Source organism: Streptomyces sp. NPDC059010 (assembly GCF_042740355.1).
Lineage (GTDB): Bacteria > Actinomycetota > Actinomycetes > Streptomycetales > Streptomycetaceae > Streptomyces.
The window spans coordinates 143618-162135 of the sequence record NZ_JBHYJA010000022.1; the positions used below are offsets into that span (position 1 = coordinate 143618).

General features: G+C 70.9%; 17 protein-coding genes. 9 read left to right on the forward strand and 8 right to left on the reverse strand.

What is annotated here, in order from left to right:
- The first annotated feature begins 22 nt into the window (after positions 1-22).
- Genes ACFWYS_RS24550 through ACFWYS_RS24560 form a run of 3 tightly spaced genes read left to right on the forward strand, consistent with a single transcriptional unit; the run spans position 23 to position 2936 of the window.
- The gene (locus ACFWYS_RS24550; RefSeq protein ID WP_384772768.1) at positions 23-787 is read left to right on the forward strand and encodes a (Fe-S)-binding protein; all 765 of its coding nucleotides are present in this window, start codon (positions 23-25) and stop codon (positions 785-787) included.
- Positions 784-2271, forward strand: coding sequence for a LutB/LldF family L-lactate oxidation iron-sulfur protein (locus ACFWYS_RS24555; protein ID WP_384772771.1), 1488 nt, complete (start codon positions 784-786; stop codon positions 2269-2271). Before ACFWYS_RS24550 ends, ACFWYS_RS24555 begins: the two co-directional genes overlap by 4 nt.
- A complete protein-coding gene (locus ACFWYS_RS24560) occupies positions 2268-2936 on the forward strand; it encodes a lactate utilization protein C (protein ID WP_384772774.1) in 669 nt (222 codons plus the stop codon). The genes ACFWYS_RS24555 and ACFWYS_RS24560 overlap by 4 nt, the downstream gene beginning before the upstream one ends.
- Here ACFWYS_RS24560 and ACFWYS_RS24565 read toward each other — a convergent pair.
- From ACFWYS_RS24565 to ACFWYS_RS24575, 3 genes are all read right to left on the reverse strand, one after another.
- Positions 2909-6031: a family 78 glycoside hydrolase catalytic domain gene (locus tag ACFWYS_RS24565; RefSeq protein ID WP_384772777.1), complete on the reverse strand. Its 3123-nt coding sequence runs from the start codon at positions 6029-6031 to the stop codon at positions 2909-2911. The genes ACFWYS_RS24560 and ACFWYS_RS24565 overlap by 28 nt on opposite strands.
- 189 nt (positions 6032-6220) lie before the next feature.
- Positions 6221-7150 carry a hypothetical protein gene (locus ACFWYS_RS24570; protein WP_384772780.1) on the reverse strand — a complete coding sequence of 310 codons (930 nt, stop codon included), beginning with the start codon at positions 7148-7150 and terminating at the stop codon, positions 6221-6223.
- A gap of 105 nt (positions 7151-7255) precedes the next feature.
- The gene (locus ACFWYS_RS24575) at positions 7256-7846 is read right to left on the reverse strand and encodes a hypothetical protein (protein WP_384772783.1); all 591 of its coding nucleotides are present in this window, start codon (positions 7844-7846) and stop codon (positions 7256-7258) included.
- A 268-nt stretch (positions 7847-8114) separates the two neighbouring features.
- Between ACFWYS_RS24575 and ACFWYS_RS24580 the strand changes: the two genes are divergently transcribed.
- The 3 genes from ACFWYS_RS24580 (at position 8115) to ACFWYS_RS24590 (ending at position 11577) form a co-directional block, all read left to right on the forward strand.
- On the forward strand, positions 8115-9311 hold the full coding sequence (locus ACFWYS_RS24580) for an IS110 family transposase (protein ID WP_384772786.1): 1197 nt from the start codon (positions 8115-8117) through the stop codon (positions 9309-9311).
- Positions 9312-9471: 160 nt separating this feature from the next.
- Entirely contained in the window at positions 9472-10263 is a 792-nt protein-coding gene (locus ACFWYS_RS24585) for an ABC transporter ATP-binding protein (protein WP_384772789.1), read from the forward strand.
- 3 nt (positions 10264-10266) lie between these two features.
- Entirely contained in the window at positions 10267-11577 is a 1311-nt protein-coding gene (locus ACFWYS_RS24590; protein WP_384772792.1) for an FtsX-like permease family protein, read from the forward strand.
- 43 nt (positions 11578-11620) lie between these two features.
- Here ACFWYS_RS24590 and ACFWYS_RS24595 read toward each other — a convergent pair whose 3' ends face one another.
- Positions 11621-12187, reverse strand: coding sequence for a TetR/AcrR family transcriptional regulator (locus ACFWYS_RS24595; RefSeq protein WP_384772795.1), 567 nt, complete (start codon positions 12185-12187; stop codon positions 11621-11623).
- A gap of 121 nt (positions 12188-12308) precedes the next feature.
- Between ACFWYS_RS24595 and ACFWYS_RS24600 the strand changes: the two genes are divergently transcribed.
- The gene (locus tag ACFWYS_RS24600) at positions 12309-13166 is read left to right on the forward strand and encodes an AAA family ATPase (protein WP_384772815.1); all 858 of its coding nucleotides are present in this window, start codon (positions 12309-12311) and stop codon (positions 13164-13166) included.
- Positions 13163-14521 (forward strand): VWA domain-containing protein, encoded by a 1359-nt coding sequence (locus ACFWYS_RS24605; protein ID WP_384772797.1) that lies wholly within the window; start codon positions 13163-13165, stop codon positions 14519-14521. The genes ACFWYS_RS24600 and ACFWYS_RS24605 overlap by 4 nt, the downstream gene beginning before the upstream one ends.
- 29 nt (positions 14522-14550) lie before the next feature.
- On the opposite strand, the gene ACFWYS_RS24610 is transcribed toward ACFWYS_RS24605, so the two are convergent.
- Positions 14551-15255, reverse strand: a complete 705-nt coding sequence (locus ACFWYS_RS24610) for an SDR family oxidoreductase (protein WP_384772799.1) — start codon at positions 15253-15255, stop codon at positions 14551-14553.
- A gap of 206 nt (positions 15256-15461) precedes the next feature.
- Here ACFWYS_RS24610 and ACFWYS_RS24615 point away from each other — a divergent pair, with 206 nt between their 5' ends.
- On the forward strand, positions 15462-16439 hold the full coding sequence (locus tag ACFWYS_RS24615) for an NAD(P)-dependent alcohol dehydrogenase (protein WP_384772802.1): 978 nt from the start codon (positions 15462-15464) through the stop codon (positions 16437-16439).
- Between the two features lie 24 nt (positions 16440-16463).
- Here the strand turns inward: ACFWYS_RS24615 and ACFWYS_RS24620 are convergent, their stop codons facing one another.
- The 3 genes from ACFWYS_RS24620 to ACFWYS_RS24630 all read right to left on the reverse strand — a co-directional run.
- Complete coding sequence (locus ACFWYS_RS24620; protein WP_272112316.1) at positions 16464-16823, reverse strand: cupin domain-containing protein; 360 nt, start codon at positions 16821-16823, stop codon at positions 16464-16466.
- Between the two features lie 141 nt (positions 16824-16964).
- Entirely contained in the window at positions 16965-17942 is a 978-nt protein-coding gene (locus ACFWYS_RS24625) for a threo-3-hydroxy-L-aspartate ammonia-lyase (RefSeq protein ID WP_384772805.1), read from the reverse strand.
- The coding region (locus ACFWYS_RS24630; protein WP_384772808.1) for a transcriptional regulator at positions 17939-18518 on the reverse strand (580 nt) is incomplete at its 5' end. The genes ACFWYS_RS24625 and ACFWYS_RS24630, both read right to left, overlap by 4 nt.

Consider the following 18518-nt stretch of genomic DNA (forward strand, 5'->3'; position numbering starts at 1 on the left):
TGATCGATCACTAGGAGCCGCGATGCGTGTCGCCCTGTTCCTGACCTGTGTCAACGACACGCTCTATCCGGACACCGGGCGCGCCGTGGTGAAACTGCTGACCAGGCTGGGCGTCGACGTCGACTTCCCGATGGCGCAGACCTGTTGCGGGCAGGCGCACTACAACACCGGTTACCGGCATGAGGCCGAGCCGCTGGCCCGGCATTTCTCCGATGTCTTCGGGGAGTACGAGGCGATCGTCACGCCGTCCGGGTCATGCGGGGCGATGGTGCGGGAGCTGTATCCGCGGATGGGTGAGCGGGCCCGGGCCGAGGGGCGCGGGGACACGCTCGCGGCGACGCTGGCACCGGTGGTGCCGAAGACGTACGAGCTGACGGAGTTCCTGGTGGACGTGCTGGGGGTGACGGACGTCGGGGCCTACTACCCGCACAAGGTGACCTACCACCCGACCTGTCACGGGCTGCGCGGGCTGGGGCTCGGCGAGCGGCCCCGGCGGCTGCTCCAGGCCGTCAAGGGGCTGGAGCTGGTCGAGTTGCCGGGGGCGGAGGAGTGCTGCGGGTTCGGCGGCACCTTCGCGCTGAAGAACTCCGATGTCTCGGCGGCGATGGGCGCGGACAAGGTGCGCAACGCCGAGTCGACGGGAGCGGAGGTGCTGTGCGCGGCGGACAACTCCTGTCTGATGCACATCGGCGGCACCATGGCGCGGCTGAGCACCGGGATGCGGCCGGTGCACATCGCGGAGATCCTGGCGAGCACGGAGGAGTCGGCGGAGGTGGCGGCCGGATGAGTGGGACGTATCTCGGGATGCCGGCGTTTCCGAAGGCCGCGCACGAGGCCGTGCACGACGCCACCCTGCGCGGCAATCTGCGGCACGCCACGCACACCATCCGCGCCAAGCGGGCCAACGCCGTCGCCGAGGTGTCGGACTGGGCGGCGCTGCGCGAGGCAGGCAAGCGGATCAAGGACCACACGCTGCGTCATCTCGACCGGTATCTCGTGCAGTTGGAGGAGTCGGTCACGGCGGCGGGGGGCAAGGTCCACTGGGCCGCCGACGCCGACGAGGCCAACCGGATCGTCGCGGACCTCGTGAAGGCGACCGGCGAGTCGGAGGTCGTCAAGGTCAAGTCGATGGCCACGCAGGAGATCGGGCTGAACGAGGCCCTGGAGGCGGAGGGGATCCGCGCCTACGAGACCGATCTCGCCGAGCTGATCGTGCAGTTGGGCAAGGACCGGCCCTCGCACATCCTCGTCCCGGCGATCCACCGCAACCGGGGCGAGATCCGGGACATCTTCCGAAGTGAGATGAGCGAGTGGGGCCGCCCGGCGCCCGAGGGCCTCACGGACACACCCGCCGAACTCGCCGAGGCCGCCCGTCTGCATCTGCGCGAGAAGTTCCTGCGGGCCAAGGTCGGGATCTCCGGCGCCAACTTCATGGTCGCCGAGACCGGCACGCTGGTCGTCGTGGAGTCCGAGGGCAACGGGCGGATGTGCCTGACCCTGCCCGAGACGCTGATCTCGGTCGTCGGCATCGAGAAGATCGTGCCGACCTGGCGGGACCTGGAGGTGTTCCTGCAGACACTCCCCCGCTCCTCCACCGCCGAGCGCATGAACCCGTACACGTCCATGTGGACCGGTACGACGGACTCCGAGGCGGCTGACGGGCCGCGCACCTTCCATCTGGTCCTGCTCGACAACGGCCGTACCGACACGCTCGCCGACGAGGTCGGCCGCCAGGCCCTGCGCTGTATCCGCTGCTCGGCCTGTCTCAATGTGTGCCCGGTGTACGAGCGGGCGGGCGGGCACGCGTACGGCTCGGTCTACCCGGGCCCGATCGGCGCCATCCTCAGCCCTCAACTCCGGGGCGTGACAAGCGAGATCGATGCCTCGCTTCCGTACGCGTCATCGTTGTGCGGTGCCTGCTACGACGTGTGCCCGGTCGCGATCGACATTCCCGAGGTGCTGGTGCATCTGCGGGAGCGGGTCGTGGAGGGCGGCGAGGTGACGGCTAACGGCAACAAGGTGGTGCTCAAGCCGGCGAAGGGGCATGCCGCCGAGCGGGCCGCGATGCGGGCGGCGCGCTGGGCGTTCGGCCGTCCCGGCGCCCTGCGGGCCGGCCAGCGGCTCGCCTCGCGCACCCGTCGGCTGCATCCGCGCTCGCTGCCCGGACCGGGCAAGGCGTGGAGCGGGACCCGGGATCTGCCGGCGGTGCCCGCCGAGCCGTTCCGGGACTGGTGGCAGCGGACGCAGGGTGGAAAGGACGGCGCCAAGTGAGCAGCAGGGAACGGATCCTGGGCCGGGTGCGGCGGGCTCTGGCCGACGTGCCTCGTGACGACACGCCGTACGAGCTGGCGGTTCCGCGTGACTATCTCCGTGAGCACGGCGAGCGCAGTGTCGCGGAAACAGTGGATCTGCTGGCCGAGAACCTGGCGGACTACCGGGCGATCGTGCACCGAACGGACGAGGAGGAACTGCCCTACCTCATCATGCGGCTGCTCGCCGAGCGAGGATCTGAGCTGGTGCTCGTACCCCCTGCGCTGCCACCGGAGTGGATGTCGGCCGCCGATCCCACCCGCATCCACGACCGTGCCGTGAGCACCCCCCACGAGCTGGACCGGGTGGACAGCGTGGTCACGGCATGTGCGGTGGCCGTCGCAGAGACCGGCACCATCGTCCTGGACGGCTCCCGCGACCAGGGCCGCCGGCGCATCACGCTCGTCCCCGACCATCACATCTGTGTCGTACGGGTCCCCGAGCAGGTCGTCTCCTCCGTCCCCCAGGCTCTCGAACTCCTCGACCCGGCCCGTCCGTTGACGTGGATCTCCGGTCCGTCGGCGACCAGCGACATCGAACTGGACCGGGTCGAGGGGGTGCACGGTCCGCGCACCCTTGAGGTGGTGCTGGTCGGGGATCAGGCGAGCGCGGACGTCAACTCGTAGCGGCCGGACGGGAGTCGATAGGAGGCGGTGCCGTCCGCGAAGCCCAGGTACTCCACACCGTCGACCTGGGAGAGGGGGGTGCGGCCCTCGCGGACGGTGGACGGGTCGCTGGTGGGGATGTGCAGGGTCGCGGTGCTGTTCGTGGGGACCGTCGCCCGGTAGGTCAGCTTCCGGTCGTCCTTGTGCCACTCGCTGACGATCTCGCCGTACGGCGAGAGATGCGCCCCGGTGACCCGTGTGACCTTGCCGGTCGGGTCGAGGTGGGGCTTGAGGAAGAAGTGCCGGAATCCGGGGTGGGCCGGGTCCTTGGCGATACCGGCCATGCCCTCGTACATCCACTCCATGATCGCGCCGTAGGAGTAGTGGTTGAACGAGTTCATGTCGACCGGACCGAACCCGTCCTCCTTGGAGTACGAGTTCCAGCGCTCCCAGATGGTGGTGGCGCCGTTGCGTACCGAGTACAGCCAGGACGGCATGGCGTCCTGGTGGAGCAGCTTGTACGCCAGGTCGGCGCGGCCCTCGTCGGTGAGCACGGGGGCGAGGACGTTCACGCCGAGGAAGCCGACGGAGAGGGTGTTCTCGGCGTACTTGACGCGGGTGCTGTCGGGGTGGGCCTGCTTGTAGGCCTCGTCGTTGCCGATGTTCGCGGCGAGCAGCTCGACGAGGCGGCGGCGCTGGGCCTCGGTGTCGTAGAAGCCGAGCTTGAGGACCCAGAGCAGGGCGGTCTGGCTGTTGTCCTCGGGCTTGCCCCCGGTCCACGGCGGTGCCTCGCCCAGACTGGAGCGGAGCGTGACCTCGCCCGTGGCGGGGTCGGTGACGAGGTACTTGGCGACGAAGGCCCGCTTGATACGGGAGAAGAGCTCGTCGTAGGCGCGGGACTCGGTGTCGCGGCCGGTGGCGCGGGCCATGTCCGCCATCAGACGGGCGCTGTAGCCGTAGTAGACATCGCTGATGAGCTGGGTGCTGGTGACCTGGAACGCCAGCCAGTCACCGAAGATCGCGCCCTGTCCGGCGTAGCTGTCGCCGGTGCGCTGCCGGATCCAGTCCAGGTACTTCGTCATCGCGGCCCAGCTGCGGTCGATGACCGTGGTGTCGCCGGACATCTGCCACACCGTCCACGGCACGACGACCCCGCAGTCCGCCCAACCGCTGGCGGGGACCGGCTGGTTGTAGCGGGAGCCGGGTGCGACCCAGGTGAACTGGGCGCCGTCCTGTCCGTAGGTCTTCTGGGAATCGATCAGGACGTCCTCGAAGTGGCTGAGGAAATTGACGGCGTCGGCGTTGTAGAGGCCGGTGTTGCAGAAGAGCTGGGTGTCGCCGGTCCAGCCGAGGCGTTCGTCGCGCTGCGGGCAGTCGGTGGGCACCCAGAGGTAGTTGCCGCGCTGGCCCCAGCGGACGTTGCTGATCAGCTGGTTGACGTCCGTGTCGTCGGTGGTGATCGTGCCGGTGTCGCGGAGGGCGGAGCTCGCGACGCGGCCGGTGAACCGGGTGAGGGTGACGGTGTCGGTCGCGGTGACGGAGACGTAGCGGAAGCCGTAGAAGGTCAGTGAGTCCTCGTGGGTCTCGCCGTCGGGGTCGCCCTTGAGGAGGTAGGTGCTGGTGGCCTTGGCGGCGCGCAGGTTGGCCCGGTAGACCGAGCCGACGGGGCCGTCGGCGCCCGCGCTGTCGTCGTTGAGCATCTCGCCGGGTTTGAAGGTGACTTGGGCGCCCGCCGGGCCGCGCAGGGTGTAACGGGGCACGCCGACCATGTTCTGGCCGAGGTCGATCACGGCGGTGTCGCCGGGGCGCAGGGTCACGGAGGCGGTGGCCGCGGCGGCCGGGTCGGTGACCGTGCGGGCGGGGTCGACGACGATCCGGCCCTTGCCGTTGGGGCTGCCGTCCTGGCCGGACACGCCGGTGTAGACGGTGAGGGAGTGCGGCTTGCGGTCCCAGTCGGGCACCAGGCGGGCGCTCTCGCCGGGGTAGGCGACCAGTCTCGCGTCGGGGAACCTGCCGGTGAAGTCGTGCTGCTCGGTGCCCGTCCAGGTGGCGGTGTCGAAGCCGTTCGCCGTCCAGCCCGGGAGTTCCCGCCGGGCGTCGTAGGTCTGGCCGTCGTAGATGTCGTCGGCGCGGTAGGGGCCGGTGTCGGTGGCCTTCCAGTCGTCACCGGGGGCGGTGACGATCGTCTGCTCGGATCCGTCGGCGTAGCGGATGAGGAGTTTGGCCTTGAGGGCGAGGCGGTTGCCGGTGGCCGAGTAGTACTTGCTGTTCTCGGAGACACGGCCGTTGTACCAGCCGTTTCCCAGGACCGCGGCGAGGGTGACGTGGCCTTGGCGCTCCCCCGCGACCAGGTCGGTGACGTCGTAGGTGAAGTAGTTGACGGTGCTGTCGTAGTTGGTCCAGCCGGGAGCCAGCAGTTCGTGAGTGGTGCCCGCGCCCTGCGGTACGGCGACGCGGTGGCCGTTGACGTGGGCCTGGTACACGCCGAGGGCGGTGATGTAGAGCCGGGCGGTGCGTATCCGGCTTCCTGTCAACGTGGCTTCCCGGCGCAGCAGTGGGGCGCCGGGGGTGTTGGGCTTCTTGCCCGCCATGGCTATCCACTGGGCGCCGTCCCAGCCGTCCGTGCCGTCGGTGCCGAGGAGGCCGGTCTCGAAGTGGGCGGTCGGGGCGGCGGGGGTGGGGCGGCCGGTCTCGTCCCAGGCCGTGACCGTCCAGTGGTAGCGGGTGGAGGGGTGCAGGGCGGGGCCTTCGTAGCGCACGGCGACCGAGTTCGGTGAGGTGACTCGGCCGCTGTTCCAGACGTCGGCGCGGGTGGGGGTGAGGCGGTCGGGGCGGGTGGCCACCAGGATCCGGTACGCCGACTGGCGGCGGCCGCGTGCCGAGGAGGTCAGGCGCCAGCCGAACCTGGGACGGGTGGCGTCCACGCCGAGGGGGTTGGTTCTGTGCTCGACCGTCAGGCCGTCAACCGCGGTGCGTGGCGAGGTCGGTGCGGCCGACGCTGGTCCGCCTGCCATGATGCCGCCCGCCATGGCCAGGGGTGCGGCGCCGAGTGCCGTGGTGAGCACCGTCCTTCGGCGCACCCCGTCGCCCTGTGTGCTGTCGACTCCGTCATTCATGCCGTAGTCCCTTTCGGCTGCTCGGAGTTGGAACGATTCAGCTCGAACGACGGTGAAGCTAGTGGCAGAAGTGAAGGGTGTCCATGCCTGGATCAGGACGGATTCGGTGCAGACTTCAACGGAACTCCCCAGCGGTAAGGATCTGTTGGAGCGTCAGGGAGTTCCGATTGAAACCGTTCAAAAGCGGAATCAGGTGCTCTTGCCCGCTCGCCGCGTCGAGTCGCGGCTCAGGATGCCGAAGGCCCACCGCTCGTTGAAGCCCGCCACGAAGCCGACGGCGCACCAGAAGCCCCAGAACTCGGTGCCCAGCGCGGCCGATCCCGGGCTGCCCGCGGCCGGGCAGATCTCGGTGGTGGTGGCGGGCGGTTCGAAGACCGGCATGATGCCGCCGCTGAGCAGGAAGTAGACGGCGAGGGCGAGGATCCAGCCGACGAAGACCCGGTACACGCCCTCGTGGCGCATGGTGCGGGCCATCTGGCCGGGGACGACCAGGCCCTCGCGCCCGTCGGTCTTGCGTCGCACCAGCTGGTCGGCACTGCCCCGCAGCCGTACCAGCACGCTCAGCACGGCCCCGAACGCGCCGACGCCGCCGCACACGAACGCGCCCAGCAGACTCCAGCGGTTGGTGCAGTTCAGCGTCACACCCAGAGCGCCGAGCAGGCCGACGCCCCAGAGCACGGGTACGGCGAGCAGGGCGAGGCTGGCGGCCGAGCCGATGGTGAGGCCGATGTTGAGGCCCCGGCTGACGGCGGTGGCGCCGTCCTGGGCGAGCCGGCCCTTCAGGTCGGCGATCTCCTCGTCGAGATACAGGGTCAGATGCTCGTTCGGCTTGGCGTCGGCGAGCCGTGGATCGCTCAGCGCGTTGCCGAGCACCCGCACCACCGCGACCCGCCCCGAGACCCGTGTCCTGCGTTCGAAGGCGCGCTGGGAGGCGCCGTAGAGGAGCTGCAGTTGCACCTGCTGCTCGGGATAGAGATCGCAGAACTTTGCGTAGGCGCCGTCGAACCCGGCCGGCACGACCTCCAGCAGTCCCTCGGGCCACAACTCGGTGTCCGCCCCGTGGACCGACTCATGTAATCCCCGCCACCAAGGATGGCGCTGTCCCCCGTTGTCCGTCATGAGAAATCTGTACCGGCATCGGCACCCCGGCCGGAAGCCCCACCACGGCACCAGACGGCACCAGTCCGGTCACCGATGTCACGGAGCCGCGACCTCCGCCCGCCGTCAGGAGTAGACGATCGGGCAGCCACGCCTGAGCGAGTGCTGGGCGGCGCGCAGGTACAGCGCCACGTAGAAGGACACGTCGAGGTCGTCACCCCAGCGTCCGGGCCGGGCCGCTGCGGTCCTGTTGGCCTGACCGTCCAGGAACCAGCTGGTCAGCTCCAGATTGTCCGATGTCGCCGGTATCTCGTCGGACGGCAGCCCGACGGCCTTCGCAAGGCGCTCGGCGAGGGCGAGAACCTGTGGGGCGCCGGCGACGGTCGTCGTCAGGTCGTAGGCGGACTCGACGGGCAACTCGATCTTCTCGTCGAGCGACACGGGCACGAGCACCGTCCAGCCGCAGAGCAACTCCTCCTCCGCCCGCGACAGATGGGTCCGGCACAGCGCGCTGAAGCCGTCCATGGGCGGAACGAGTTTCTCCTCGAAGCCGGTCCCGGAACCAGGAGCGAACGCAGCCTCTTCGGGAACGCTCGTGTACGGCGCAAGCCCGCGCCGCCTCAACTCCTCGTTCAGACCGGCGGCGACGTCCCCCCGCCCGTCCTCCTCCTCGCCGAACCACTCCTGCGCGCCGACGCTCACCAGATAGATCCCCATGCCCGCAACGTACCGCCCACCACTGACATTGATACTCGTGGCGGCTTCTGGCGGTCGTGGCCCAACCACTGACTGACGCCCTGCTGGGCTGTCTTCGCGTTGGTCTGCCCGGCCGCCGGAGCTGGTTCTCATGGCTCCGGCCGGGCGGACCATGACCTGATAGGAGCTTGGCCAGAAGCCCCCTCAATGTCCTGTCTGAGCCACCCGGCCGACGCCACCTCCTGCTAGGAAGGCGTTCACCAGCATGGCAGCAGCGGCCTCGGGAAACATGACTGGCACTGACCAGAACGTGTTCGGAGGTGTCGACTCCCACACCGACACCCTCCATGTCGCAGTCATCAGCGACAACGGCGGCCACCTTGCCGACGCCGAATTCGCCACCACCTCCGCCGGATACGCTGCGGCCCTGGCCTTCATCGACGCCCACGGACGCGTGACCGCGATCGGCGTGGAAGGCACATCCTCCTACGGGGCCGGCTTCACTCGTACCGCCCGCTCGCGCGGGCACCAGGTCATCGAGGTCAACCGCCCCGACAAGGCCGAACGCCGGCGGGTCGGCAAGTCCGACCCCATCGACGCCTACGCCGCAGCCCGCGCCGCCATGTCCGGACGGGCCTCCAGTGCGCCCAAGGACGACACCGTCACCGGCATACGTGCCTTGCACAACGCCGCCCGCTCCGCAGTGAAAGCACGAACTGCCGCACTCAACCAGATCGGCAGCATCCTCATCTCCGCCCCCGAGGCGATCCGCACCAAGTACGGTCCGCTCAAAGCGACCGACCGCACCGACGCCCTGGCTCGACTGCGGCCGGCTGGAGACGCAGTCCATGCCGCGGTCCTGACCGCGCTGAAGAACCTCGCCCGGCGCGTCAAGGAGCTGACCGCCGAGCATGAAGCCCTCACCAAGGCCCTGGACACCGCGGTCACCGCCGACAATGCCGGCCTGCGAGCCGCCTACGGAGTCGGCCCGGACACCGCCGCACAACTACTGATCACAGCAGGAGGCAACCCCGAACGCATGCGGACCGAGGCTTCCTTCGCCGCACTCTGCGGAGCCGCACCGGTCCCCGCCTCCAGCGGCAGAACCAACCGCCACCGCCTCTCCCGCGGCGGCGACCGGGCCGCCAACGCCGCTCTTTACCGCATCGCCCTGGTCCGCATGGCCGGTGACGCCCGCACCCGCGCCTACGTCGCACGGCAAACCGCCGCCGGAAGGACGAAGAAGGAGATCATCCGGCTCTTGAAACGAGCCATCGCCCACGAGGTCTTCCGCTGCCTGACCACCACGATCAACGTTCCCGACATCGCCGACCTACGCCCCCTGCGGCAGTCCAAGAACATCACCATCACTGCAGCCGCACGACACCTCGGGGTCTGGCCGACCAGGATCTCCGACATCGAACGCGGAACCCGTCGACTCGACGACCTCGCCCACGCCTACCGCAACTGGCTCCAAGCCGCTTGACCAGCAATAGGAGCATCATCGCCTTGGGACACCGGCTGCCGGCCCCCCGTCGGCGGTGTCGCTGAGTACACCCGTCAATACGGGTTCTGCGCCCAATGTGGTCGCCCCGCCCGCTCCGTAGCTTCTTCGGCAGGGCACAGGGAGTGCCGGACGGAGAGTGATGACGATGTTTCGGGCAGGCTCACCACGTACCCACGACAAGGGACCCGCCGCCGAGGCGCTGCGGCTGGTCAAGGTCACCAAGACCTACGGTGCGGACGACAGTGCCGTGACCGCTCTGGACGGGGTCACCCTCGGGCTCGGGCGGGGCACCTTCACGGCGGTGATGGGGCCGTCGGGTTCCGGCAAGAGCACGCTGCTGCACTGCGCGGCCGGGCTCGACCGGCCCGACAGCGGGATCGTGCGCGTGGACGGCACCGAACTGACCGGGGGCGGCGAGGCCGAGCTGACGAAGTTCCGGCGGGGCCGGATCGGGTTCGTGTTCCAGCAGTACAACCTGCTGGAGACGCTGACCGTCGCGCAGAACACGGTGCTGCCGCTCAAGCTCGCCGGGCAGCGCGTCGACCGGCGGCGGGCCCGGGAGATCCTGACCTCCGTCGGCCTCGGCGACCGGCTCGGGCACCGCCCCGACCAGCTGTCCGGCGGTCAGCGGCAGCGTGTCGCGATCGCCCGCGCCCTGGTGACCGAGCCCCGGGTGATCTTCGCGGACGAGCCGACGGGCGCCCTGGACACCCGCAGCGCACGCGATGTGCTGCGGCTGCTCCGGCAGGCGGTGCGGGTGCACGGCCGGACCGTCGTGATGGTGACCCACGACCCGGTCGCCGCCTCCTACGCGGACTCGGTGCTGTTCCTCGCCGACGGCCGGCTGGCGGGGCGGTTGGAGGCGCCGACGCCGGACGCGGTGGCCGAGCGGCTGGCGCACCTCGGCGACGACGTGGCGCTGGGGGTGTGAGCGATGTTCATGCTGGCCATGCGGTCGATCCGGCACCGCCCCGGGCGGTTCCTCGCCACTTTGCTGTCCGCGTTCCTGGGCGCGGCGATCATCATGACGTTCAACTCGATGCACGACACGGCGGCACAGGACGGCGTCGACTCCACCAGCGCGGAGACCCTGTCCACCGCGGCGGGCGTCGTCGGCGGCTACGGCACCGTGCTGGTCTTCTTCGCGGTCGCCTCGGCCCTGACGGTCAACGTCCGTCAGCGCACGGCCGAGTTGGAGCTGCTGCGCTGCTCGGGGGCGACTCCGGCGCAGCTCAGGCGGATGGTGGTGGGTGAGGCCGTGGTCGTGGCCCTGGTGGGGGCGGCGCTGGCGATCGGCCCGGCGATGCTGGGCGGCCGGGCGTTGCTGGAGGTGTTCCAGGACAGCGGCCAGGTCGCCGACTCCGTCGACCATTCCTTCGGGCCGGTCGCGCTCATGACTGGCATCGACATCACCCTGCTCGCGTCGGCGGGCGCCGCCTTCCTCGCCGTACGGCGGGCCACGCGCGGGCACGAAAGGCGGGGCGGGGCACGGAAGTTCCTCGCGTATGCCGCGCTGCTCACCGGTGCGGCGTCGGTGACCTCCACCTTTGTGTTCTCGGCGACGGACGCGGCCCTGATGGCGCCGCCCGCCTATGGGGCGATCCTGCTGTCGGTGGGCTTCGCGCTGCCGGCGCCGCGGCTGCTGGAGGGGGTGCTGGACCGGCTGCCGCTGAAGGGGGCGAGCGGCTGGCTGGCGGTACGGAATCTGCGGGAGCGGGCCGGGCATCTGGCCGGGATCCTGATGTCGCTGATCCTGTTCACGGCGGTCGCCACGGCCACGCTCACCATGCAGGCGGTGGAGAGCGACGCCGTCGAGGCCTCGGGCCTGGCGAAGTCGGTCGACGCCAAGAACCTGGAGACGCTCAACTTCACGGTCGTCGGCATCATCGTGGTCTTCGTCTGCGTGATGCTGGTCAACTCGCTGTACGCGGCGACGAGTTACCGCGGCCGGGAGTTCGGGCAGCAGCGGCTGGCAGGCGCCACGCCGGGGCAGGTGCTCGGGACGGTCGGTGTCGAGGGGCTGATCCTCACGGTCACGGGCGTCTTCTTCGGCGCGCTGGCCGCGCTCGCGGGGATCATCCCGTTCACCGTGGTCCGCTCCGACGCGGTGCTGCCGGGCGAGGTCTACGGCATCGGGCTCGCGGTGGTCGCCGTCGCGGCGGCGGTGACGCTGGGGACCGGCCTCGGCACGGCCCGGCGGATGCTGCGCACTCCGGCTGTCGGGGCGGTCGCGGTGGCGTCGTGAACGGGACGGGGGGGACGGGGCGGCCGCTTCGGCGGCCGTCCCGTCATGTCACGCCGGCCGCGTCCAGCAGTGTGGTCACGGTCGCCACGGCCAGCCCGTCCAGCGTCTCGACCCGGGCCCCCGCCCGCGCGCTGGCCCCGTCGAAGACCAGCATCAGCTGACGGGCGAGCAGCTCCGCGTCCCGGGCTCCGCCCTCCTGCGCAAGCGTCTGCAAGTAGCCCTTCATCCAGTCCTTCGCCCCGCGGGCGACCGCGCTCGCGGGGTGTTCCGGATCCTTGAGCTCGACCAGCGCGGCGAGATACGGGCAGCCCTGGTAGGCGGGGTCGGTGGACGCCTTCTCCAGCCGTTCGAAGACGTGCAGGATCCGCTCGCGAGGCGGGGCGGCCTGCGGCGCGCCGGCCAGCTGGGCCTCGTACCCGGGAAGTCGTCGCTCCAGGCTGGCGGCCAGGACCTCGTCCTTGCTCGTGAAGAGCTGGTACATGGACCGCTTCGAGACCCCGGCCGTCCGGCACAGCGCCTCGACGCCGATGGAGACACCTTCGCGGTAGAAGAGCTCGGCCGCCGCGTCAAGGAGCCGGTCCCTGGTGGACGCCTTGTCTGTTGTGGCCATGAGGGCGAGATTACCTCGCCGGGAGCCGAGAGAAAACCGATCGGTCTCTCACCTTCCGGTCCACCGAGCCCGCATGGCATCATCGCTGAACAAGCGCTTAGACATTAACCTGGAGGCCCCGTTGTTCACGTCCGTCGACGACGTCTCCGCGCGTCTGGCCGAGACCGGCTATCTCGCCTCGCCCGCGGTCGCCACGACCGTCTTCCTCGCCGACCGTCTGGGCAAGCCGCTCCTGGTGGAGGGCCCGGCCGGGGTCGGCAAGACGGAGCTCGCGAAGGCCGTCGCCGAGGTCGCCGGGGCGCGGCTCGTACGTCTGCAGTGCTACGAGGGGGTCGACGAGTCCCGGGCGCTGTACGAGTGGAACCACGCCAAGCAGCTGCTGCGCATCAGCGCGGGCCGCGACGAGACCTGGGACGAGGCGCGCACGGACATCTTCAGCGAGGAGTTCCTGCTCACGCGTCCGCTGCTGACGGCCATCCGGGGCGACGACCCGAAGGTGCTGCTGATCGACGAGACCGACAAGGCGGACGTCGAGGTGGAGGGCCTGCTCCTGGAGGTGCTCAGCGACTTCCAGGTCACGGTCCCCGAGCTGGGCACCATCACCGCGACGCGCCGCCCGTTCGTCGTGCTCACCTCCAACGCGAGCCGGGAGCTGTCCGAGGCGCTGCGCCGCCGCTGTCTGTTCCTCCACATCGGCTTCCCGGACGAGGAGCTGGAGCGCCGGATCGTACGGCTGAAGGTGCCGGGCCTCGACGAGGCGCTGGCCCGTTCGGTCGTGCGGGTGGTGGGCGCGTTGCGGGCGATGGACCTGCGGAAGGTGCCGTCGGTCGCCGAGACCATCGACTGGGCGCGCACGCTGCTGGCGCTCGGCGCCGACACGCTGGACGAGACGGTCGTCCAGGCCAGTCTCGGTGTGCTCCTCAAGCATCAGGACGACGTCCTCAAGGCGGGCGCCAAGCTCGATCTGGACGCCCTGTGACCACGCCCGCGGGTGTCGCGGAGCGGCTGACATCCCTGGTCGGGGCGCTGCGTGCGCACGGCATCCGGATCGGCACGAGCGAGACGGTGGACGCGGCGCGGGCGATCGAGGCCCTCGGGCTCATGGACCGGGAGCGGTTGCGCGAGGGCCTGGCGGCGACGCTGTTGCACGGCCCCGGCGGGCGGCAGGTCTTCGACCCGGTCTTCGACCTGTACTTTCCGCGAGGTGTCGGCGCGCCGGAGCAGAAGGCAGCGGGGCGGGCCGCGCTGCGCGACCGGCTGGCGGAGGCGCTGGCCGCCAACGACCAGGCGCTGATGGGCCGGTTGGCGGTCGAGGCGGTGGACGGTTTCGGCGGCTACGGTGCCGCGCCGGGGTCGGACGGCTGGTCGTCGTACCAGGCGCTCGAACGGCTGCGTCCGCAGACCCTGCTCGCCCGTGTGCGTGACAACGTCCGGGTGCAGGGCGGGAGTTCGGGGTTCGCCGACCGCCTCCTTGAGGACGAGATCCGGCAGCGCATCGAGGCGTTCCGGGCGCTGGTGGCCGCGGAGGCGCGGCGCCGGGTGGCCGAGCGGCGCGGCCGGGACGAGATCGCCCGCCGGGCGGTGACGCCGACCGCCGACCGGGTCGACTTCCTGTACGCCGGGAAGGCCCAACTGGCCGAGCTGCGCAGGGCCGTTCAGCCGCTCGCTCGCAAGCTCGCCACCCGGCTCGCCTCCCGTCGCCGCCACGCCGCGCGGGGCACGATCGATCTACGGCGGACCCTGCGCGGGTCGCTGTCGACGGGCGGTGTGCCGATGAAGCCGGTGCTGCGCCGACGGCGTCCCGTCCGTCCCGAACTGGTGCTGCTGTGCGATGTGTCGGGCTCGGTGTCCGGCTTCTCGGACTTCACGATGCTGCTGGTGCAGGCGCTGCACGACCAGTTCAGCAAGGTGCGGGTGTTCGCCTTCGTCAACCGGATCGACGAGGTGACCGGGCTGCTCGAACACGGCACCGCCGATCCGGAGGGGCTGGGCGCCCGCATCGAGGCGGAGGCCAGGCTGACCGGCTACCACGGCAGCAGCGACTACGGCATGGCGCTGGGCGAGTTCGCGGAGCGGTACGGCGACGCGGTCGGCCCGCGCACCACCGTGTTCGTCCTCGGGGACGCCCGCACCAACATGAGCGACCCGAACCTTCCGGCGGTCCGGCAGATCGGCGAACAGGCCCGCCGGGTGTACTGGTTGAACCCCGAGCAGCGCTCCCTGTGGGGCACCGGCGACTCCGTCGCGCCCGCCTACGCCGAGCTGGTCGAGATGCACGAGTGCCGCACCGCCCGGCAGCTCGGCGCGCTCGTGACGCGACTGCTGCCGGTCTGATCGGGCGGCGGTCCGCGGATCCGGTGTGATCAGGCGGCGGCGAGCTGCGGGTAGAGGGCGGCCGGGTCCGCCGCCAGGCCCGCCTTGACCTGCCGTGACAGATCGTCGGCCAGGACCTCGTAGGCTCCCGACGCGATCCCGTCGAGGGCCTGGGCGGCGACGCTCTCGGGCGTGGCCTTGGGCGCGTCGATGCCGGTGGTCAGGTCGGTGTCGACGTATCCGACGTGCAGTCCGGTGACGTCGATGCCGCGCGGCTTCAGGTCGAGGCGCAGTGAGTTGGTCTGCGACCACAGGGCGGCCTTGGACGCGCTGTAGGAGCCGGCGAGGCCGATCCATGACAGCACGGAGTGGACGTTGAGGACGTGGCCGCCGCCGTTGCGCTCGATGACGGGGACGAAGGCCCGGGTGACCAGGAGCGGCCCGTAGAAGTTGGTCTCGAATTCACGGCGGACGTCGTCGACGGGCGAGTCCAGGAAGTTCGCGTTCACCGAGGCGCCCGCGTTGTTGATCAGCAGGGTGACGTCCTGCGCCCGCTCGGCGGCGGCCTCGACGGAGGCGGGGTCGGTCACCTCCAGGGCGAGCGGCACGGCGTCCGGGTGCGTCACCGTGCGCGGGTCGCGGGCGGTGGCGTACACCTTCTTCGCGCCCCGCTCGTAGAGGGCTGCGACCAGGGCGCGGCCGATGCCGCGGCTGCCGCCGGTGACCAGGGCGACGGAGCCTTCGATGGCGGTCATGGGGTTCTCCTGACTGAGGGAAGGGTCGATGCGTGCGACGCGGCGAGCATTGGGAAACCGATCGGTTTCCACCCGCAGGAAGCAGCGTAAACCGATCGGTTTCCTCAGGGCAACCCTGGTGTCCGACCCCGGAGAAGATCAGGGTTCGTCCCCGATGTCCGCGGTGCGGGCACGGCCGTACTGTCCTCGGTAGCGGAGGGGGACTCATGAAGGCAGTGGTTCAGGACCGGTACGGCTCGGCGGACACGCTGGAGTTCACGGACATCGACCGGCCGGTGCCGGCCGCCGGTGAGGTGCTGGTGCGGGTGCTCGCGGCGTCGGTCAACGCCTACGACTGGCACTTCATGCGCGGTGACCCGTTGCTCGGCCGCGGCATGATGGGCCTGCGCCGGCCCAGGACGCGGGTGCGGGGCCGGGACTTCGCCGGACAGGTGGAGGCGGTGGGCGCCGGAGTCACCGGAATCGAGCCGGGCGACGAGGTGTTCGGGGAGGCCGACGGCGCGTTCGCGGAGTACGTGTGCGCGCGGGAGGGCGAGGTGGGTCCGAAGCCGGCCAACCTCACCTTCGAGCAGGCGGCGGCGATACCGCTGGCGGGGAACACCGCCCTCATCGGCCTGCGTGACGTCGCGCGGGTGCGGCCGGGTCAGACGGTCCTGGTGAACGGCGCGTCGGGCGGCGTGGGCACCTTCGCCGTGCAGCTCGCCAAGGCGTACGGCGCCGAGGTGACGGCGGTGTGCAGCACGAGGAACGTGGACCTGGTCCGGTCACTCGGGGCGGACCGGGTCATCGACTACAAGCTGGAGGACTTCACCCGGGGCGAGCGCCGCTACGACGTGGTGCTGGACCTGGTGGGCAACCACTCGCTCGCGGAGTTCCGGCGCGTGCTCACCCCCACCGGGGTGCTCGTCCTGTCGGGCGGAGGGGTGTACGAGGGCGGCAGCGTCGTCGGACCGATGGGCCTCTTCCTCAAGCGGCGGCTGGTGGCGCCCTTCTCCCGCCACCAGCGGCTGCTCGAAATATCGGCCCGGCAGAGCAAGGCGAACCTCGCGGCGCTGCGGGAGCTGGCCGAGTCCGGGAAGTTGGCCCCGGTCGTCGAGCGGACGTATCCGCTGAGCGAGGCGGCCGAGGCCATCCGGCACCTGGAGGTGGAGCACGCGCGCGCGAAGATCGTCGTCACCGTGTGACGCGCCGGGGCGGTCCCGTCGGCACTACTTCGGCTTCGCGTACTCCCTCGCCGTCTGCCCCTGGAAGTCGTAGACCACGACCTGCTCGTCGCCCACGACCCAGGCGTCGTGTCCGGGCGAGCACACGAAGACATCCCCGGGACCGACTTCGGTCTCCCCGCCCTCGTCCATGGTGATGTGCATCCGGCCCTGGACCATGTAGCAGTTGTGGTGCATCTGACAGCTCTCGGTGCCCGCGAGCGGGGCCACGGACTCCGACCAGCGCCAGCCGGGCTCGAAGGTCGCCACGGCGAAGTCGAGATCCGTCATGTGGACCGCTTCGAGGTGCCCGCGGGGGAAATCACGCCGCTCGTCCGGCTTTTCGAGGGGCTTCACTTCCAACATGACGTGCTCCCTTCCGGCCGCGGTTGACTCGCGGCCGGGGCCGGTCGCCCCGGCGGCCCTGGGCACCCCCGTCGACGGCCGGCCCCCTACCACTCAATCGTCCGCCCGGCCATCCGGGGCCGCCATTCGGGGCAGGCCCGCTCAGACCCCGCTGGCACAGAGCTCGGCGAAACGCCGGGCGTCCACATTGCCGCCGGAGATGATCACGCCGACCCGGCGCGGAAGCGCACCCACCCGGCCCGTGAGCAGCGCCGCCAGCGGGGTGGCGCCGCTCGGCTCGACGACGATCTTCAGCCGCTCGAAGGCGAACCGCATCGCCTCCCGGATCTCGTCGTCGCCGACCAGCGCGATCTCGTCCACGAGCCGCCGGTTGACGGAGAAGGTGAGCTCGCCGGGCGTGTGCAGGGCCTGGCCGTCGGCGATGGTCCGCGGCACCGGGATGCTGATGCGCCGCCCCGCCTCCAGGGACCGCTTGGTGTCGTCGCCGGCCTCCGGCTCGACACCGATCACCCGGGCGCCCGGGTGCAGCCCCTTGACGACGGTGGCGCTGCCCGCGATCAGCCCGCCCCCGCCGACCGGCGTGATCAGTGCGTCCAACTCCCCCACTTCTTCGAGGAGTTCGAGGGCAGCGGTGCCCTGCCCGGCCATGACGTGCGGATGCTCGTAGGGCGGGATCAGGGCGAGACCGCGCTCGGCCGCCAGGGCCTCCCCGATGGCGACACGGTCGCCGGTGTAGCGGTCGTAGGTGACGATCTCCGCGCCGTAGCCGAGGGTGGCGTCGCGCTTGGACGGCGGGGCGTCCTCGGGCATGACGATCACCGCACTGGTACCGAGCTCGCGGGCGGCCAGGGCGACGGCCTGGGCGTGGTTGCCGGAGGAGTAGGCGGCGATGCCCCGGGCCAGTTGCTCGGGGCTCAGCCGGGACGCGGCGTTGTAGGCGCCGCGGAACTTGAAGGCGCCGACCCGCTGGAAGTTCTCGCACTTGAGGAAGACCTCGGTGCCGACGAGTGCGTCGAGCGTGCGTGAGCGCAGCACCGGGGTGCGGTGCGCGACGCCCTTGAGCCGGGCGGCGGCATCGCGGACGTCGTCGAGGGTGATCGGCGGGGTGGTGGTCGTCACGCGTGTCCTCCAGGGGAACTCGTAGCGGTCGTGGCGCCGTCCGCCGCCGTCCCGGCCTCGGCGCGCGCCTGCGACAGATAGCTGTAGGCGGACGCGCGGGAGATGCCGAGCCGGGCCGCGACCTGCTCGATCGCGCGCCGCACGGCGAAGACGCCCCGTTCGTCCAGGCCCCGGAACAGCTCCAGCCGCTGGGCGCGGTCGAGAGCAGCCCAGCTGCCGTTCTGCCGGAGGCGGTGGGCGTCGAGGATGGCGTCCACGACGGAGTCGATGTCGTTGCCGAACGTGGTGACCGGCGGTTCGGCCGGGGTGCCGCCGAGGCCGGCGAGAGCGCCGAGCAGGGCGTGGGCGTCGCCGACGGCGGTGACGTCCAGGTTGACGCAGAGGGCTCCGAACACGGTGCCGGTGGAGTCCCGCAGCACCATCGTGGACGCCTTCACCAGCTTGCCGCCGCGGGTCCGGGTGACGTAGTTCAGCTCGTCGCCCGCGTCGTCACCGCGCGCCACGATCCGCATGCCGATCTCGCTCATCGCCCCGCCCACGGCCCGCCCGGTCACCGAACCGGCCACGGCGACCACC

Excerpts from the sequence above, each read along its gene's own strand:
- ACFWYS_RS24565 (WP_384772777.1), bottom strand. The coding sequence starts at position 6,031 with ATGAATGACGGAGTCGACAGCACACAGGGCGACGGGGTGCGCCGAAGG.
- ACFWYS_RS24615 (WP_384772802.1), top strand. The coding sequence starts at position 15,462 with ATGAAGGCAGTGGTTCAGGACCGGTACGGCTCGGCGGACACGCTGGAG.
- ACFWYS_RS24555 (WP_384772771.1), top strand. The coding sequence starts at position 784 with ATGAGTGGGACGTATCTCGGGATGCCGGCGTTTCCGAAGGCCGCGCAC.
- ACFWYS_RS24610 (WP_384772799.1), bottom strand. The coding sequence starts at position 15,255 with ATGACCGCCATCGAAGGCTCCGTCGCCCTGGTCACCGGCGGCAGCCGC.
- ACFWYS_RS24585 (WP_384772789.1), top strand. The coding sequence starts at position 9,472 with ATGACGATGTTTCGGGCAGGCTCACCACGTACCCACGACAAGGGACCC.
- ACFWYS_RS24580 (WP_384772786.1), top strand. The coding sequence starts at position 8,115 with ATGACTGGCACTGACCAGAACGTGTTCGGAGGTGTCGACTCCCACACC.
- ACFWYS_RS24590 (WP_384772792.1), top strand. The coding sequence starts at position 10,267 with ATGTTCATGCTGGCCATGCGGTCGATCCGGCACCGCCCCGGGCGGTTC.
- ACFWYS_RS24575 (WP_384772783.1), bottom strand. The coding sequence starts at position 7,846 with ATGGGGATCTATCTGGTGAGCGTCGGCGCGCAGGAGTGGTTCGGCGAG.
- ACFWYS_RS24620 (WP_272112316.1), bottom strand. The coding sequence starts at position 16,823 with ATGTTGGAAGTGAAGCCCCTCGAAAAGCCGGACGAGCGGCGTGATTTC.
- ACFWYS_RS24595 (WP_384772795.1), bottom strand. The coding sequence starts at position 12,187 with ATGGCCACAACAGACAAGGCGTCCACCAGGGACCGGCTCCTTGACGCG.
- ACFWYS_RS24550 (WP_384772768.1), top strand. The coding sequence starts at position 23 with ATGCGTGTCGCCCTGTTCCTGACCTGTGTCAACGACACGCTCTATCCG.
- ACFWYS_RS24570 (WP_384772780.1), bottom strand. The coding sequence starts at position 7,150 with ATGACGGACAACGGGGGACAGCGCCATCCTTGGTGGCGGGGATTACAT.